Genomic DNA, 18,224 nt, shown 5'->3' with positions numbered 1-18,224 from the left:
CTCCTTTAGCGAAATTCTACTATTTCATCTCTTTGCAGTCTCTTTTTTGGTGGTCTCTCCATAGCACAATACCCAAAAGCTACCATAAGCGCTACACTTTGATTGTGCAGTTGCAAATACTCTTCTACTTTTTCTTTTTCAAACCCTTCAATAGGGCAGCTATCAATCCCTCTATATGCAGCTCCTGTCATCATATTGGCTGCTGCTATGTAGCACTGCTTTTGCACCCAACAATCGATATCTTGCTTTTGCAAAAATGCAAAGTAGCGATCGATATATGCCTTCGTAGCCTCAGGGCTGAGGCCACGCCTAGCAAACATCTTTGCTATATACTCTCTATTTTGCACAACCGCGCTATCAGCTTTAATAACAACCAAATGGCTACATGTAGTTATTTGCTTTTGATTCCAGCAAAGAGGTTGCAACTCCTCTTTTATTTTTTGATCTGTTACTACAAGCAGTCTCCAAGGCTCCATCCCAAAAGAGCTTGGACTGAGCCTTGCATACTCTAATATGACTTCAATTTCCTCTTGCGGGATACTCTTTTGAAGAAATCTCTTGCATGCAAATCGTCGCTGCATTGCAGCAAGAAATTTATCCTCCATAGACGCGTCCCTTTATTTTCTCTACAACCTCTTTTATTTCATCAAAAAACTGCTTTACCTCACGCGCAAGATCCTCATCCTCTGCAAAGATCTCTGTATGAACAACTGCTATGAGTTTGTCATTGAGAATCAAAAGATCTTCAATATCTCTCTTTGAATTTTGCACATAGTTATTAAAATCATCCCCTTCAAAAAATTTGATGCGCTCAACTTTCGCACTCATCTCATCAGCAAAGAGTTTTGAACCTTTTATTGCAAAGATTGCTTTTTTGAGAGACTCTTTGAGATTGCGTACCTTTGCCAAGAGAGGTTGCTGCTGCTTCACATACTCTTTAGCTGATTCAAAGAGTGCCTTTGCTCTTTCTAAGTTGCTTGAAGCTGCTGCATGCATCTTGAGGTAGTAGACAAGATATCCAAATATGAAAGCTACGAGAACGCTAAATGCAATTCCCAAAGCTGGCGCTGCACCGCTTGTACCTGTGAAGAGATCGCTATAAAATCCATAAGCTTGCTCAAAAAATTTCAAATCTATCATATTAGGATCAAAATTGAGCTTTTTAAAATATGCACCCACTGCTCCAAAACCAAAAAACACTATAAGTGCTGTGAGCACTCCCCAAAATTTTGCCCCAAATGTGCCTGAGCGCGGCTCTTTGATTTCAAAAGGCTCTAGTGGTTCTATCTCTTTTACAATTCGCTCCTTATCCTCACACTCAATAATCGGTGTAGATGCAATTTGGGGAATATTTTTAATTTCACTCAAAGCCTCTTTCATCTCTTCAAGATGAGAAAGGGCAATAGCATCCTTGAGGCTTTTAAATTCAGCTAACGTTGCATTAAACTCTTGGATGTTTTCATTTAACTCTTTTTCAAACTCCTCTACTAGCTCCCTCGCCTCTTGTGTGATAGATTGGATCTGCTGCAATTTACTCATAATGCTCTCCTATTTCTTTTGTTTTGCCATCCTTTTTCTTACATGCGGATCAAGATAGCGTTTTCTCAGTCGAATGGACTTTGGCGTCACCTCTACAAGCTCATCCTCCTCTATCCACTCTAACGCTCGCTCGAGTGTCATCTTGCGTGGTGGAGTAAGCTTGATAGCCTCGTCACTTCCTGCTGCACGCACATTGGTGAGGTTTTTTCCCTTGATGGGATTCACTTCTAGATCATTGGGGCGTGAATGCTCTCCAATAATCATCCCCACATAGACTTCAGTACCTGGCTCTATGAAGAGCACTCCACGCTCTTGGAGGTTAAAGAGTGCGTAAGCTAAAGCTTTGCCATTTTCCATAGAGATGAGGGCTCCATTTTTGCGATGCTCAACCTCTCCAACAAAGGGGCGAAAATCTAAAAATGAATGGTTCATCACTCCTTCACCTTTAGTATCTGTCAAAAACTCACTGCGAAATCCAATAAGTCCTCGTGCTGGGATCTCAAACTCGATCCTCACACTCCCCTCATCCATAGGTGTCATTGACTTCATCACTGCCTTGCGACGTCCAAGCTTATCAATAACTGTCCCACTATAATCTTCTGGCGTATCAATCACAAGATACTCAAACGGCTCTAACTTCACACCATTTTCCTCTTTGATAATAACTTCAGGACGAGAGATGCTAAATTCATACCCCTCTCTTCGCATATTCTCTGCCAAGATTGTAATCTGTAGCTCACCGCGGCCACTCACTTTGAAGCGCCCTTCGCCCACCTCTTCTACTCGCATAGCAATATTTGTCTCCATTTCTTTCATGAGACGATCTTTGAGCTTATTGGATGTGACATGCTTACCTTCTCGTCCAGCAAGAGGTGAGTCGTTGACGCTAAAAAAGACGCTCAGAGTTGGCTCTTCGATATGGAGGGGATCAAGCGGCATAGGATTTGCAGGATCTACAAGACTATCACCTACATCAATATCTTCAAATCCTGCAACTGCCACAATATCTCCAGCTTCAGCCTCATCAATCTCGAGTCTATTAAGCCCCAAAAAGCCTATGAGTTTGCTTATGCGCCCCTTTTTCTCTTCACCATTGGCTTTGACAAGCAAAAGCTCATCCCCTCGCTTAATGCGGCCATTAAAAATCCTCGCAATTCCTATACGCCCTACGTAGTTGTCATAATCGAGTGTAAATACTTGCATCTGCGCTGGATTATCAGCACTACCACTTGGAGCTGGAACATGCTCAATAATAGCTTCAAAAACAGGAGTGATGTCTTTATTTTCATCTTCTAAATTCCATTTAGCATATCCTTCTCTCGCTGCTGCATAGAGGATAGGAAAATCGAGCTGATCTTCACTGGCATCCATCGCTACAAAGAGATCAAATATCTCATCCACTACCCGCTCTGGCTCAGCTGCTGGTTTATCAATTTTATTGATAACTACTATCGGCTTGAGTCCAAGACTAATCGCTTTTTTGACCACAAATTTTGTTTGAGGCATTACCCCTTCTTGAGCATCAACAAGGAGTAAAACTCCATCAACCATCTTGAGTACCCGCTCTACTTCACCACCAAAATCAGCGTGTCCTGGGGTGTCAATAATATTGATTTTAAAACCGCCATAGCGGATCGCTGTATTTTTTGAGAGGATCGTAATTCCCCGCTCTCTTTCTAAATCGTTGCTATCCATCGCTCGCTCAGCAAGCTCTTTGTGCGCTTCAATTGTTCCTGATTGTTTTAAAAGCTCATCTACAAGGGTAGTTTTTCCATGATCAACGTGTGCTATAACTGCAATATTGCGAATATTTTGCATCCATTTCCTCTTTTTAATCTAAAATTTATCTTATTTTACTACCCTTTTGCAAAAGGAGAGATTAAATGATTAATTACTTGATTTTTGATATGGATGGCACACTTATTGACAGCTCTGCAATTATCTCAAATTCAATCAACTATGTGCGCAGCAAGCTTGGACTTCCGCCCATGGATAAAAAGGTAATCTTAGAAGCAGTCAACGATACCTCTATCCACAGACCAAAATTTTTTTATGGTGTAGAAGAGTATGAACCAAAACATGTAGAGTGGTTTAGAGAGTACTATGCCAACAATCACCATAAAGAGACCCTGTTATATACAGGGGTAAAGGAGCTTCTTGAAGAGATAAAGCCCTACTTTTGCCTCTCCCTCGCCACAAATGCTTATCGCGTGAGTGCTGAGCTAATTCTCAAAAATCTTGGAATTTACGATTACTTTGAAATAATCGTTTGTGGTGATGAGGTAGCTCATCCAAAACCAGCTCCCGATATGATTTTTAAAATTATTGATTTTTTTGAATGTGATAAAAATGAAATCATGCTTATTGGCGATGGAAAAACTGATGAAGAAGCTGCTCAAGCAGCAAGTATTGGCTTTTTGAAAGTTAATTGGGGATGGAGTGAGTATGAAGATGCTATTAAAAGTGTGGAGGAGTTAAAAGAGATATTATTATCTCTTAAAGCTTGATTCTATTAATTTTAAATTAGCATTTACTATTTCACAAATATAATTTTTTCAAGGCGCAAAAGCGCCTCTCTTTATCTCCTTTGAATTCTTCTACTACCTGCAAATCCAAAAAGAGCTATTAAAAATCCAAGAGCTAATGGTGAAAGGGGAACAGTAACAGATGTTTGTGGTTGCCCTTGGCCAATGTATCCTCCTCCTGGATCTTTGATCACTTTATTTGCAATACCATCATCATCTAAAGCTCCCCCATCAGTGAGAGTAAAACTCACAATTGTCTGATTATGTGCTTGGTCATGCTGTACGGTTGAATCAACTTTTACCCAATTACCATTTATCTCTTTGGCATATCCTGTTATATCTGGATTATAGGGATAGTAAATATGTACAGTTGCACTATCTCCAGCATTGCTTACATTAATGTCGAAACTTACCGTTCCATATGGAAGCTCTATCTGTTCGCCATTTTGCGTAGTAACAATTTTAGGAGTCTCATCCTTTACAACATGATAGAGCTTATTAGTTTCATCAGTAGCTACTCCTATAAGATAATCTCCTCCTTGTGGAGTGGCTACATTATATTCGCATGCATCTTTCATATCATCGTGGTTGATATCTACTGTTGGATCTTCAGTCGTATTGTCATCCTCTTGGCAAGAAAAGTAGTAATCTTCAATTGTTATATAAAAGGTGTGAATAATAAAATCTTCATCTTCTTCGATAACTTTTGATAATGACTCTCTATGAATATGTCTATTACAATTATCTGTAGATCTACAGAAACTCACATTATAATCAGGTGGACCCCCCACCTCACAATCTCCCGATGCATTGACTTCCAATATTTCATATTCCACACCTGCTCCCCATACAGCATCTAATACACTTGATAAAGTTGGAGTATTTAATTTGACATAATTGTCAAAACTCTCACGGCTAGAACATCCGGTTTCAATAGGTGGAGGGGCAATATACTTAGTCAATATAATAGTAACAGGTTCTGACAGAGCAAACACAAAAGCAGGAAAAAACAATACAAACCATAAGATAGAGCGTAATCTTTTCATACTTAATCCTTTATTAGTTTTTTAAAAAAATAATAATATAAAATTCATTAAATATAGTTTATACCTTATTATTTTCATCTTCTCTGCACCTCCCACCACCCATAGACACCAATCAAAAATGGCTCAAACCTTGCAACATAGTTGATGAAAAAATCTTTGATGGCACAAAGTATTTCTCCAGCCAAGTAGTGTCTTGCAAGATAGAAGTGCACATAGGGATTTATATTGGCAACAGGAGCTATTGTACAAAAAGAGAAAAGCAGCATAGAAAAAAAGTGAAGCATAAAAAGCAGAAGCATTCCCGTATAAAATATCTCCCATCTTTTCTTTAAAGGCATTTTGAATCCTAAAACTATCGCTAAAAGGAGTGAAAGCGTTAGTGGGACATTGAATGTCACTGCTTCCATATCCAAAGAGATATCCATTGCAAAGTCATGACTTTTTCCATTTATATCTTTAATTGGAGTAGCATTTTTTATGCTAAAAATAATCTCTTTTCCTTTTATATCGGTTTTTTGTACAGCAAGATCATAATATCTTGCGGCGATACCAAATGCTGTGTTGGAAATAAAGAAGTTGTAGTAATTTTTGATATAACTCCATCCCAAAATCGTAGGAAATAGAAGAAGCAAAAAGAGCACAAAGAGCTTAAGCAGATGGCTTTTCATCACTTACCCTTTGCAAGTAAAAAAGAAAAGCCAAAAATGCCAAGACGATCATGATACTTTGGGTGAGATATGTGTGCATCAATTCAAAATATTTTGGATAGTGCTCTATCGTCCAAGCAAGCAAAGCTATACGGGCTATATTTATCACTTCTAAAATAATCGTCCCAAAAATGCCATAAATAATCTTCAATTTTGATTTTGCCGGATAGGCAAAGACTCCCGCAAGATAGATAAGCACTGCCTCAAGACCGTTGCAACCAAACTTGATAATCATATCTGCATGAGGAAGATGGAGCGTATCATTTGTGGCAGTAACCACAATACCAAGCATATGAATAAAAAAGGCTGAAAGAGATGCTATGAAACTATTGTAAAAAGACTCGATATGCAAAGCTTTTCTCATAGGCTCAAAATCTACAAGAAAAAAGGCGATTGCAAGATAGAGAACATAAAGAGTTACAAATTTTTTCATTTCTCTCCTTTGTAAAACTTACTATAGCAAACTGCCTATTAAATTTTTATTTAACTTAAGTTATCTCACAGTTATATTTTTCTAAAATGAAAGATTATAATACTTTTGAAAGGAAAAATTATGAGAAAATTCCTTCTTTTTCTCTTTACGATACATTTCGCGTATGCCACTCCGTTTGCTTATGTTACAAATATAGATAATAATATTGTCAGTGTCATCGATACTGCCACAAATACAATTACAGATACAATAAATGTAGGAAATGGACCCGTAGGAATTGCTATAATTCCAAATGGAAGTAGAGTCTATGTAACAAATAACCGTGGTGATAATACCGTAACTGTCATTGACACCAGTACAAACAATGTCACCGCTACAATAAATGTAGGAAATGGTCCTGAAGGTATTGCTATAACTCCAGATGGCAGTAAAGTTTATGTCGCAAATAACAGTGACGATACCGTCAGTGTTATCAATACTGCAACAAACAATGTCACCGCTACAATAAATGTAGGAAATGGTCCTGAAGGTATTGCTATAACTCCAGATGGCAGTAAAGTTTATGTCGCAAATAACAGTGACGATACCGTCAGTGTTATCAATACTGCAACAAACAATGTTACCGCTACAATAAATGTAGGTGATGGGCCCACAAATATTGCCATCACTCCTGACGGTAATAGGGTCTATGTAACAAATAATTATAGCGATACCGTCAGTGTTATCGATACTGCAACAAACAATGTCACCGCTACAATAAATGTAGGAAAAGGTCCTTTAGGCATTGCTATCACTCCAGATGGTTACTGGGTATATGTAGTAAATAATAGTGATACTATCATTAGCGTCATAGGTACTAAAACAAATAGTGTTATCACTACAATTAATATAGAATATGGGTCTTTAGGAATAGCAATCACGCCAGATGGTAATAGGATATATGTAACATCGAGTGATATTAGTGTCATTGATACCGCTACTAACAGTATTATAGCTTCCATTACAGATGTTGGAACCAATGGTCCTGTCTTTGGACAATTTATCGGCCCATCTACATTGCCAGGTCAGGAAGTAAATGGAACATTGCCAGGTCAGGAAGTAAATGGAACATTGCCAGGTCAGGAAGTAAATGGAACATTGCCAGGTCAGGAAGTAAATGGAACATTGCCAGGTCAGGAAGTAAATGGAACATTGCCAGGTCAGGAAGTAAATGGAACATTGCCAGGTCAGGAAGTAAATGGAACATTGCCAGGTCAGGAAGTAAATGGAACATTTATTAGTATTCCTCTATCTCTACCGGGTTTAGAGGAACAACAAAAAAGTCTTACCGTAAAAGTTGAATCAGGCAGACTTATGGATGTTAAGGTAGTAGATAATCAACCGTTAGATATTCCTTTACCAGGCGGAAAAAAGATAGAACTTCCCTATGGGATAATAAGCTTTGATTTAGAAGTAAACAATCCAGGAGAAAGTACGACTGTTTCGCTCGCTTATCCTTACAATCCAAACATAATGGGATATATCAAAAAGATAGATGACCAATGGTTTCCAATAGAGGCCAATGTACGGCATGACCCGGACAATAATCAAACTATTATAAGCTTTACTCTTGTCGATGGTGGAGTTAATGATGCTGATGGCCGAGTCAACGGTGTCATCAAAGACCCGGGCGGACCATATATTCCACAGCCTCAACCTTCCGTCACTGTTCCTCTCTCCCCACTTGCTCTTGGATTTTTGGCAGCTCTCTTTGGATTTGCAGGAAGTAGAAAAATTAGAAGAAATTAATAAAAAGGCGCTTTGCGCCTTTTCTATAACTTAATCCCATATATTTCATGATATATATTCATAGCATAGCGATCACTCATCCCAGCAATAAAATCGGCTGCTACGCGGTAAATTTTCTCTTTTTGTGCTCTTTGGTAATACTCATCTGGCATAAGTCTTGGCTCTTCTGTTAATGCTTTAAAAAGCCCTTCAATACACTGTTTACCAGCATACATCTTACGCAAAATCTGTGGATGGCGATAGAGTTTTTCATAAAGGATTTTTTTCAGTTTTTTGATCTGCGTAGCTAAAGCATCTGGATATCGAATCGGCAAAGGCTCGCTTGCTAGAATAGTCGCACAAAGCACATTATCACTTTTTGGAATATATTTTTTTGATTCATTTATGAGGGAAATTACCATTTTAGCAATGAGTAGCGAAGTGAAGCGGTAGCGAAAAAGCTTCTCTTCCTTTTTATATCCTTCTGTTTGTGCTTCTAGTATTACTTCTTGTACTAGCTCATTCTCCTCAATTGTTGCAAAACTAATTAGCCCATATTTAATACCATCATCGATATCGGCGCTGATATAGGCTATCTCATCTGCTTTATCTACGATCATCGCTTCAAGACTTGGATGGCGATCAAGTTTGAATACCTCATCGTACCACTTACTCAAAAATGGCTTTTTATAGGGATAGGAGTGTTTTAAAATTCCTTCGAGTGTTGCAAAGGTAAGATTGAGCCCATCAAAATCTTTATAGCGCTTTTCAAGTTTTGTCACAACGCGAAAGGATTGGAAATTGTGCTCAAAACCATTTGCACTAAAGCGATCTTTAATAAGTCTATCAAGCTCATCTCCCCCCACATGCCCAAAGGGAGTGTGTCCTAGATCATGCGCTAGCGCGATAGCTTCAGCCAAAGGCTCACTAAGACCAAGCTCTCTTGCAATGGTTCGTGAAATCTGTGCAACTTCGAGAGAATGTGTGAGCCTCGTACGAAAATAATCACCTACATAGTTGATAAAGACTTGTGTTTTATATTCTAAGCGGCGAAAAGAAGAAGAGTGGATAATGCGATCACGATCGCGATAAAAGGAGTCGCGAAAATCTTTGATACTTGGATAAAACCGATCAGTGCACTGCATTTTTGAGTTTTTTTAGTTTTCTAAAAACATTAGCAAAATCGATTGCTACATCGCATTTTCCTTCAAGTTTTACCTTTTCACTCAAAAAATCGCCAATCTTCCTATATTTTCCATCTTTAAGCTTATAAACTTTTGCTTTATAATCTTTTGGATAGACGAGGATATAATACTCTACTCCTTCCTCAGCATACATTGCAAATTTTATATCCTCATCTCTTGTAGCACTTGATGGACTTACAATCTCAACTATAATAAAAGGAGCTTTTTGGATAAAATCGGTAAGTTCCCCACATACCACACTTATATCTGGACGCACTACATTTTTCTCATCTATCTTCCAATCCTCTTCTACTAACACAAAACATTCATCACACTCCTCTAATGATTTTTCCAGCTCATATGCAATACGAGAAAGTAGCATCTGATGCTCACTCACAGGACTTGGCGCCATTGCAATTGGCACTCCATCAATAAGCTCCCAATCCCCCTCCCACTGTTTATAGTCTTCATAGGTATATTCTGGAATATAGCGAGCAGTCATGGTAGTCCTTTTTGGTATAATCTTACTCAATTATAGCAAAAGGATGCTCATGAAGGTGACATTGCTCCACTATACTCCTCTACCAATTGCTGCCCATGCAATACGTACTTGCTGGCAAAGCTTTGATAAAAGCGATGGTGGAGGCCCAAAAGATCAAGAGCTTATCGATCGGGTGGGTAACAAGTATAAACATGCCTCAACACTCGAGCATCTTGTCTACACCTTCTATATTCAAGGTATTAGCCGCGCCCTTTTGCAAGAGCTTGCCCGCCACCGCATGGCAAGTCTAAGTGTAAAATCTACCCGCTACACCCTCAAAGAGCTCAAAAATGCCGAGCCTTTTGATGAAAATGACTTTGAAGGTGCAAGCAAATATATTGTCCTCACAGGCAATGAGCTAGTAGATAGTATGAGTATTAAAGCGCTTAATAACCTCCAAAAAGTGCTACAAGAGGGAGTCTCAAACGATTTTGCAAAATATTGCTTGCCAGAGTGCTATAAAACAGAGCTTACCTGGACTATTAACGCTCGTTCATTGCAAAATTTCCTTGCCCTCCGCAGCTCTAAATCGGCTCTTTGGGAGATAAGAAAGTTAGCTTTTGCAATTTTTGATGCACTCCCAGAGGATCATAAATACCTCTATGAAGAGTATATAAGCCACTCTTAACGCAAACGCACTCTTTGGGCATGAGTAATTGCAACTGCCATTGCATCAGTAATATCTAACGGTTTAATCTCTTTTTTTATCCCTAAAATCTTTTTTACCATAAAAGCAACCTGCTCTTTTGAGGCTTTTGCTTTTCCAGTAAGAGCCCTTTTTACCTGCAAGGGAGTATACTCGCTAAAATTTCCATGCATCTGAATAATCCGTAACGCTAACGCTCCTCGAAACTGGGCAAGTTTTAAAACTGTTTTTGGATTGTAGGCATAAAATATATCCTCCATAGCTACTTCATCTATTGCAAAGCTTTGAAAAACCATATCAAGCCCCTCGATCATTTGAGAGAGTTGATACTGAAAATCTTGCGGAGTAATCTTTATAAGTCCCGCTTCTATCAAACGCATTTGTGAATTTTGTAGTGAAATAATTGCATAACCAAGATTGCGGCTTCCTGGATCTATTCCTAAAATATTCACATTTGTCACCTTTTCAAATATCCCTGTTTTTGGTGATTATTCACACATTTTCACAAAATTATTCACATATTATTCACAATGTGAACAACTATTCTCACAAAAAATTGTAGCCAATTTTCGGCTATTTTAGATACAATAGCACTATTATTCACATCACGCTGAAAAAATTATTCACATAAAGGGCACTGGTGCTTGGTGAGAAGATCATCGAAAAATTAAAAGAGGAGATTCCTCAAATCGAGTATGAGCGCTATATCAAAAACCTTCGCTACGATGAGAAGCGTTCAAAAGTCGATCATGCCGTCTTCATTGCTCCCAATCTCTTTGTAGCCAATTGGGTAAAGAGAAAATATAGTAAAAAGCTCTCACAGCTTTTTGAGCTTGAAACGGGAGTGGAAACCTTTGTAGAGATTACAACAAAAAAAGAGCCAAGCATCAAAAAACTTGCAGAAAAAAAACCAGAAATAAATCAACCAACAACAAGTACAAAAATCAATCCAACATATACTTTTGAAAATTTTGTCGTAGGAAGCTCAAACCAGTTTGCCTATACTGCTGCACACCGCGTTGCAGAAAAGCCAGGAGAGGTGTATAACCCTCTTTATATCTACGGCGGAACAGGGCTTGGAAAAACACACCTTCTTCACGCTATAGGCAATTTCAATCTTAAAAAAAGCAAGACTATTATTTATGCAACCATTGAACAGTTTATGAATGATTTCACCTATCATCTGCGACAAAAAACTATAGAAAACTTTAGAGAAAAGTATAGAAAATGTGATATTTTACTCATTGATGATATCCAGTTTCTCAGCGGCAAAGAGGGAACGCAAGAGGAGTTTTTTCACACCTTTAATGAACTCCACACAGATGGCAAGCAGATTGTCCTTACAAGCGATCAACCTCCTAAAAAGATTGCTGGACTTGAAGAGAGACTCAAAAGCCGCTTTGAGTGGGGACTCATAGCAGATATTCAACCACCAGAACTTGAAACCAAAATAGCAATTATCAAGAAAAAGTGCGAGCTCAACGGTATTCAACTCGAAGATGAGATTGTCAACTATCTTGCTGCAAATATGGATAGTAATATTCGAGAAATCGAAGGGATCATTCTCAAACTCAATGCATACTCCACTCTTGTCAATCAAGAGATTACCATGGAGCTTGCAAAAAATGTCCTCAATGAGCAAAAAAGAGAGCAACAAAAAGAGATATCACTCAAAGAGATTGTAGATGTAGTAGCTAATGAACTTAACATCAAACCAAGCGAAATTAAAAGCAAAAGTCGTAACCGTCAAATAGTCAATGCAAGACGCATTGTCATCTACCTTGCACGCAACCTCACACCAAACTCTATGCCATCACTAGCACAATTTTTTGGCATGAAAGATCATACATCAGTAAGTCATGCAATGAAAAAAGTTAAAGAACTCATGGAAAAAGATGCCAATTTCAAAGTCCAAATCGATGAACTCCTCCATAAAATCAAACACGCGAACAGTGAATAGATGTGAACAAAAAACTTATCCCTCAAAAGAGATATCCTATCTAACAAAGCCCTTTATCTAACTTTTTCACAAATTCACGCCATGATACTACTAAATCTATCTAATTTAAATAATATAAAGCAAACTTTAACGAAATAGAATATACAATATTAAAAAACCCTTAATCGGAGAGCACAATGAAAATTGAAATGCAAAAATCGCTGCTCGAGCAGATCCTTTCACAAATGCAACCTTTTTTGGAAAAAAAGGATCTCAGCCAAATTACATCACACGTATACTTAGCAGCATCCAATGGTACCCTTACCATCAAAGCTACCGACTATGAAACAGGCTTAAAAACGCAAACAGATTCGATAAATCTCATCAAAGAAGGAAAAGCTACTGCAAACGGTAAAAAACTCCTTGATATTGTACGCATCCTAAAAGATGGTACCATCACAATAGAAACAAGGGATGATCACCTCCAAATCAGTCAAAATCAGTCTAAATTTAAGCTTCCAATGTTTGATGCAGAACAGTTTCCAAAATTCCCAGAAATTGATGCAATGCCAAAAATCGCTATAGAGAGTGATAAGTTTATAAGTTCATTGAAAAAAATCACTCCTGCAATTGATAATAACAATCCTAAATTTGAACTCAATGGAGCTCTTATTGATATAAAAAGTGATCGCATAAATTTTGTAGCAACAGATACAAAGCGTCTTGCTCTCGTTACACTTTTGCAAAATATGGACAAAGAGTTCAACCTTATAATTCCTAAAAAAGCAATCATTGAAATACAAAAGCTCTTTTTTGATGAAATCGATATGCACTACGATGAGACCTATCTCATTCTCAAAAACAATCAATATCTCTTTTTTACCAAACTTATAAGTGGTAAATATCCAGACTATGAACGTATTCTTCCAAAATCTTTACAATATGAGATGACCCTTCCAAAAGATAAGATGATTGAAGCAATTAAGCAAATTACAATTATCTCTAATGAGATTAAACTTACATTTTTAAAAGATAGGATCATTTTCAAAAATCTCTCGCAAGAAAATATTGAAGCGCAAACAGAGCTTGAAGTAGAAACTCCTTTTGAAGAGAAGTTTATTATGGCAGTAAATAGCCGTTATATCCTTGACTTTCTTACACATATTGAAGATAATGAATTTTTAATGGGTATCAATGAACCGGAGCTCCCATTTGAGCTTAAAAAAGAGAACTTCATCACTATAGTTATGCCTATCGTTATCTAAAAAAAGATATAATAGAGATAATTTTACTAAAGGGATAGAGAATCAATGAGTCAATATAGTGCTGAGAAAATAAAGGTTCTCAAAGGTCTTGAAGCTGTTCGTAAACGTCCAGGGATGTACATTGGCGATACGAGTATCAAAGGCCTTCACCATCTTATCTATGAAGTAGTAGATAACTCCATCGATGAAGCGATGGCAGGATATTGTGACAAAATCGAAATTACTCTTACAAAAGATGGAAGCGCAAAAATAAGTGATAATGGAAGAGGGATTCCTGTCGATATTCACCCCACTGAAAAGATCCCTGCTGCAACAGTTGTACTCACAGTACTCCATGCAGGAGGAAAATTTGGTGGCGACAGTGCTTATAAAGTAAGTGGAGGTTTGCACGGTGTTGGTGTAAGCGTAGTTAATGCTCTATCTAAAAAGCTTATTATGACTATTAAACGCGATGGAAAAATATGGCGTCAAGAGTTTGAAAGAGGTATACCTATTACCGATCTTGTAACTATTGGTGAGACAAATCGTACAGGTACGACTATTGAGTTTTGGCCAGATGATGAGATTTTTGAAACTGTCAATTTTCAATACGATATCCTTGCTCGTAGATTCAAAGAGCTTGCATACCTCAATCCAAACATTACAATAACTTTTAAAGACGAAAGAGAAGAGAAAAAAGAGGTCTACCACTTTGAAGGGGGACTTTCTCAATTTGTAGAGGATCTGAGTAAAAAAGAGCAGATTACTAAAACAATCCATTTCCAAGACAAAGTTGATGATGTAGAAGTCGATATAGCTCTGCTTTATAACACTGGATATGATGAGAAGGTTCTTAGCTTTGTCAACAATATCCGCACACCAGAAGGTGGCACCCATGAGAGCGGATTTCGTGCAGGTCTCACACGTGCCATCTCAAACTACATAGCACAAAATGCAAATCAGCGTGAAAAAAGCATTAAAATCACGGGAGATGATGTACGCGAAGGTCTTGTGGCTGTAGTCAGCGTCAAAGTACCTGAGCCGCAATTTGAAGGGCAAACAAAAGGAAAATTAGGATCTTCTTATGTGCGTCCTATCACGCAAAAGCTCACATATGAAAAATTAACAAAATATTTTGAAGAGAACCCCATCGATGCTAAAGCAATTATGCAAAAAGCACTAGCAGCTGCCAGAGGAAGAGAGGCTGCGAAAAAAGCGAGGGAGCTAGTACGTAGAAAAGATAGTATGAGTGTGGGTACCCTTCCAGGTAAACTTGCGGATTGTCAAAGTAAAGATCCTGCAATGAGCGAGCTCTTTTTGGTTGAGGGAGATAGTGCTGGTGGAAGTGCCAAGCAGGGGCGTGATAGAGTTTTTCAAGCGATTTTGCCTTTAAAAGGGAAGATCCTTAATGTAGAAAAAGCACGGCTTGATAAGATCTTAAAATCTGAAGAGATTAAAAATATCATTACTGCTCTTGGATGTGGCATCGGCGAAGAGTTTGATGAAAATAAACTTCGCTATCACAAAATAATTATTATGACAGATGCAGATGTAGATGGGAGCCATATTCAAACACTTCTTTTGACATTCTTCTTTCGCTTCTTATATCCTGTAGTAGAAAAGGGTTATCTCTATATGGCACAGCCTCCTCTATATCGCTATAAAAAGGGAAAAAAAGAGGTGTATCTCAAAGATGAGCATGAGCTCAACCAGTTTTTGATAGAAAATGGTGTAGATGTATTGCTAGAAGATGTGAATCTGGGCAGATACGATCTCATAGATTTTCTCAAACTTGTTGCACATTACCGGATGATTTTAAAAGATCTTGAAAAGCGCTACGCTCTCATTGAAGTGGTACGCTATCTCATTGAAAATAAAGATCTTCCAGCACTCCCAAATAAGGAGCTTTATAAAAAAATTGAAGATTTTCTTGGACAAAAAGGATTTAATATCCTTAATAAGACGATTGATGAGGAGAAGATTCATCTCTATGTGCAAACAGAAGATGGACTTGAAGAGATCATTATAGATGATGAGCTTTTTACCAATCCCTTCTATGTGGAGGGTGTCTATATTTATGAAAAAATTGAAGAGAGAATGCCAGAAGAGTTTAAAGATAAAGATCTCTTAGAAATTTTAGAAAAAGTAGAAAAAAATGCCAAAAAAGGTGCCTATATTCAACGCTATAAAGGGCTTGGTGAGATGAATCCTGAGCAGCTTTGGGAAACTACAATGGATCCACAAAATAGAAGGCTTTTGCGTGTGACTGTAGATAATGCAGAGCATGCAAGTGAGATTTTTACACTCTTTATGGGTGATGAGGTAGAACCACGCAAAAAATATATTGAAGAACACGCCAAAGATGTCAAACATCTGGATGTATAAGTGTACTCTTTAAATACCGAAAGAAGGGAGAAATTTCTCCTTTCCCTTCGCACTTCTGTTCCTATTGTACTTCTTACTGCTCTATTAGTCTATGTGATTTTTACAGAAAATCGCTCCCTTGCTTTTAATCTATTTTTAGGTGTGGGAGCACTCTTTATTGCTGTTTACTATATTTTTCTCATGATATTTCGTGCAAAAGAAGAGAAGGTTCTTGATGAAATCACTGATACTTTTGATAGACACTATTTTGAAAAATATTTTAGCAAGCTTGCACAGAAGAAAAATTATTTGATACTTCTTTCTGTTGATAATATAAGAGAGATAAATGAGCGCTATGGTCTTGAAAATGGAGATAGAGTTTTAAGAGAATTTGCAAAGATCGTGGATGGTTTTTTTAGTCTCTATTTTGGTTCTGTTCCTATTGCTAGGCTCAAAGCAGGAGATTTTCTGCTTCTTGTAAGAAGTGATGAAGCACAGCTTCAAAATGTCTTAGAGAAATTTTTGCAAATATACGATAATAGCTTTATAAACAATATTGAGATTAAGCTCTATGCGGCCTATCAACCTCTCAATCATAAAAGTCTCAAATTTCTTATTGATCGTCTCTATGAAGATCTCTACTTTTGTAAAGGAGAATGTAAAAAAGAGGCAAATAAAGGTGCTTTGTATAGTAAAAAGAGGGAAAATATAAGCGATTTTGATAAACTCATTGAAGAGATAGTCAAACAAAAACATTTCTCTTTGCTTTTTCAGCCTGTATATAATCTTAAAACAGAAAGTTTTGATTTTGCTGAAATTATTGTGAAACTCTTAGATGATGAGGGAAAACTTATTCATCCAAGTCAATACATTCCTACTATTAACCGTTTAGGTCTTGAAAATGCATTTGATATTGCTTTAACAGAAGCTCTTCTTGAAATAATTGTATCTCATAAACTCTTTATGGATTTTTCCTACTGCTTTAATATCTCTCCCTATTCTGTGCGTAATAGGCGCTTTACACAGAGATTTTTTGAAATTTTTGAGAAATATGATGTTCCAAAGAGACTTTTTATCATAAAATTGTATGAAAACAGTATCTATAAAGATGTGAAATATTTTAGGAGTGTGATTCAAGAATATCAAACGGAAGGATTCTCTATCGCTTTTGACAATTTTGGGGCTTGTAATGCATCGATAGAGTATATTAAAAGTATCAATGTAGATTATCTCTTTTTTGATAAGTTTTTTACAAGAAATATTGAAAATATACGCTATCGTACACTTTTGCAAACGTGGATTGATGCATTGCACACATTAGGAATGAAAAGTGTTGTAAAATTTATTGATAATCAAGAGATCCTTGAGAGAGTAAAAACTTTGAATGTAGATTTTATAGAAGGGTTTGCTATTGCAAAGCCAATGGAAAGCAAAGAATTTTTAGAGTGGAGGAGTAAAAATGCGCTATGGTGAAAAAGAGATAAAAGAGTTTGATCCCAAAAAAGATTTAGAAATATGGGAAAACAAGCACGAAAAGAGTTATAAAATTCGTATAACACTCCCAGAGTTTAGCTGTCTTTGTCCCAGAAGCGGATATCCAGACTATGCTACAATCTATCTTGATTATATTCCAAATAAGTATGTTGTAGAGCTTAAAGCACTTAAACTTTATATCAATTCATTTCGTGATCGCTATATCTCACATGAAGATAGTGCTAATGAGATTTTTGATACATTGTATGAAAAATTGCAGCCAAGATATATGAAATTGGTTGCAGATTTTAATCCACGCGGAAATGTCCATACTATAATAGAGATAGATTCAGACCAATTGGAGAAGGAAAAATGAGACAAATAATATTTTCTGCTTTATTATTACTCTTTTTTTGGGGATGCGCACAAAGAGGCTATACCACAGCGCAGATAAATGAAGTAAGTTATCCTCGCTATGGAAAAGTAATTGCTGTAAGAGCTGTAAAGGTGCACGATACAGGGGAAGGAACTATATTAGGAGCGATTATTGGAGCTATCATTGGCCATCAGTTTGGAGGTGGAAGCGGTAATGATATAGCGACTGCTGCAGGTGCAATTGCGGGAGGAGTAATAGGAAGTAGACTCAATGAAGCAAATGCCCAAGAGCTTATTATTCGCCTCGATAATGGTGAAGAGATTGCAACAGTAGTGCGAGTCGATTATGCAAAAGGTTTTTGGTTTCGCAAAGGAGATAGAGTCAGAATATTTTTGAAGCGAAATCGCATAGTTAAAATTGAGCCAGTTTTTGGGGAGTAG

The 18,224-nt window shown here is 37.3% G+C and carries 18 protein-coding genes; 9 read left to right on the top strand and 9 right to left on the bottom strand.

Features of this window, described 5'->3' with window-relative positions:
* Positions 1-5 precede the first annotated feature (5 nt).
* The 3 genes from NITER_RS08640 to typA are packed head-to-tail and all read right to left on the bottom strand — an operon-like array spanning position 6 to position 3,357.
* Positions 6-605: an NAD(P)H-dependent oxidoreductase gene (locus tag NITER_RS08640; RefSeq protein ID WP_084274937.1), complete on the bottom strand. Its 600-nt coding sequence runs from the start codon at positions 603-605 to the stop codon at positions 6-8.
* Complete coding sequence (locus NITER_RS08635) at positions 595-1,539, bottom strand: hypothetical protein (protein ID WP_084274938.1); 945 nt, start codon at positions 1,537-1,539, stop codon at positions 595-597. The genes NITER_RS08640 and NITER_RS08635 overlap by 11 nt, the downstream gene beginning before the upstream one ends.
* 9 nt (positions 1,540-1,548) lie before the next feature.
* A complete protein-coding gene (gene typA / locus NITER_RS08630) occupies positions 1,549-3,357 on the bottom strand; it encodes a translational GTPase TypA (protein ID WP_084274939.1) in 1,809 nt (602 codons plus the stop codon).
* A 65-nt stretch (positions 3,358-3,422) separates the two neighbouring features.
* On the opposite strand from typA, the gene NITER_RS08625 reads away from it, so the two are divergent.
* Positions 3,423-4,046: an HAD family hydrolase gene (locus NITER_RS08625; protein WP_084274940.1), complete on the top strand. Its 624-nt coding sequence runs from the start codon at positions 3,423-3,425 to the stop codon at positions 4,044-4,046.
* A gap of 71 nt (positions 4,047-4,117) precedes the next feature.
* Here the strand turns inward: NITER_RS08625 and NITER_RS08620 are convergent, their stop codons facing one another.
* From NITER_RS08620 to NITER_RS08610, 3 genes are all read right to left on the bottom strand, one after another.
* Positions 4,118-5,110, bottom strand: coding sequence for a choice-of-anchor U domain-containing protein (locus NITER_RS08620; protein ID WP_084274941.1), 993 nt, complete (start codon positions 5,108-5,110; stop codon positions 4,118-4,120).
* A 74-nt stretch (positions 5,111-5,184) separates the two neighbouring features.
* A complete protein-coding gene (locus NITER_RS08615; RefSeq protein ID WP_084274942.1) occupies positions 5,185-5,778 on the bottom strand; it encodes an exosortase H-associated membrane protein in 594 nt (197 codons plus the stop codon).
* Complete coding sequence (locus NITER_RS08610) at positions 5,759-6,250, bottom strand: archaeosortase/exosortase family protein (protein ID WP_084274943.1); 492 nt, start codon at positions 6,248-6,250, stop codon at positions 5,759-5,761. The genes NITER_RS08615 and NITER_RS08610 overlap by 20 nt, the downstream gene beginning before the upstream one ends.
* Positions 6,251-6,370: 120 nt before the next feature.
* Here NITER_RS08610 and NITER_RS08605 point away from each other — a divergent pair, with 120 nt between their 5' ends.
* A complete protein-coding gene (locus NITER_RS08605; RefSeq protein ID WP_281847670.1) occupies positions 6,371-8,038 on the top strand; it encodes a YVTN family beta-propeller repeat protein in 1,668 nt (555 codons plus the stop codon).
* A gap of 23 nt (positions 8,039-8,061) precedes the next feature.
* Here the strand turns inward: NITER_RS08605 and NITER_RS08600 are convergent, their stop codons facing one another.
* Both NITER_RS08600 and NITER_RS08595 read right to left on the bottom strand, forming a co-directional pair.
* Complete coding sequence (locus NITER_RS08600; RefSeq protein WP_084274944.1) at positions 8,062-9,162, bottom strand: deoxyguanosinetriphosphate triphosphohydrolase; 1,101 nt, start codon at positions 9,160-9,162, stop codon at positions 8,062-8,064.
* The gene (locus NITER_RS08595; RefSeq protein ID WP_084274945.1) at positions 9,149-9,703 is read right to left on the bottom strand and encodes a Uma2 family endonuclease; all 555 of its coding nucleotides are present in this window, start codon (positions 9,701-9,703) and stop codon (positions 9,149-9,151) included. The genes NITER_RS08600 and NITER_RS08595 overlap by 14 nt, the downstream gene beginning before the upstream one ends.
* A 49-nt stretch (positions 9,704-9,752) precedes the next feature.
* Between NITER_RS08595 and thyX the strand changes: the two genes are divergently transcribed.
* The gene (thyX, locus tag NITER_RS08590) at positions 9,753-10,370 is read left to right on the top strand and encodes an FAD-dependent thymidylate synthase (protein WP_084274946.1); all 618 of its coding nucleotides are present in this window, start codon (positions 9,753-9,755) and stop codon (positions 10,368-10,370) included.
* Here thyX and ruvC read toward each other — a convergent pair.
* Complete coding sequence (gene ruvC / locus NITER_RS08585) at positions 10,367-10,840, bottom strand: crossover junction endodeoxyribonuclease RuvC (RefSeq protein WP_084274947.1); 474 nt, start codon at positions 10,838-10,840, stop codon at positions 10,367-10,369. The genes thyX and ruvC overlap by 4 nt on opposite strands.
* Positions 10,841-11,025: 185 nt before the next feature.
* On the opposite strand from ruvC, the gene dnaA reads away from it, so the two are divergent.
* The 6 genes from dnaA to NITER_RS08555 all read left to right on the top strand — a co-directional run bounded on the left by dnaA (position 11,026) and on the right by NITER_RS08555 (position 18,224).
* Entirely contained in the window at positions 11,026-12,348 is a 1,323-nt protein-coding gene (gene dnaA / locus NITER_RS08580) for a chromosomal replication initiator protein DnaA (protein ID WP_084274948.1), read from the top strand.
* A gap of 176 nt (positions 12,349-12,524) precedes the next feature.
* Positions 12,525-13,592 carry a DNA polymerase III subunit beta gene (gene dnaN, locus NITER_RS08575; RefSeq protein WP_084274949.1) on the top strand — a complete coding sequence of 356 codons (1,068 nt, stop codon included), beginning with the start codon at positions 12,525-12,527 and terminating at the stop codon, positions 13,590-13,592.
* Between the two features lie 45 nt (positions 13,593-13,637).
* A complete protein-coding gene (gene gyrB, locus NITER_RS08570; protein WP_084274950.1) occupies positions 13,638-15,956 on the top strand; it encodes a DNA topoisomerase (ATP-hydrolyzing) subunit B in 2,319 nt (772 codons plus the stop codon).
* Positions 15,957-17,408, top strand: a complete 1,452-nt coding sequence (locus NITER_RS08565) for an EAL domain-containing protein (protein ID WP_084274951.1) — start codon at positions 15,957-15,959, stop codon at positions 17,406-17,408.
* A complete protein-coding gene (queF, locus tag NITER_RS08560) occupies positions 17,395-17,784 on the top strand; it encodes a preQ(1) synthase (RefSeq protein ID WP_084274952.1) in 390 nt (129 codons plus the stop codon). Before NITER_RS08565 ends, queF begins: the two co-directional genes overlap by 14 nt.
* Positions 17,781-18,224 (top strand): glycine zipper 2TM domain-containing protein, encoded by a 444-nt coding sequence (locus NITER_RS08555; protein ID WP_084274953.1) that lies wholly within the window; start codon positions 17,781-17,783, stop codon positions 18,222-18,224. The genes queF and NITER_RS08555 overlap by 4 nt, the downstream gene beginning before the upstream one ends.

The sequence above is a fragment of the Nitratiruptor tergarcus DSM 16512 genome (genome assembly GCF_027946175.1).
Classification (GTDB): Bacteria; Campylobacterota; Campylobacteria; order Campylobacterales; family Nitratiruptoraceae; genus Nitratiruptor; species Nitratiruptor tergarcus.
Note: the sequence above shows the minus strand (reverse complement) of the source record. Positions and strands in the feature narration are given on the sequence as shown.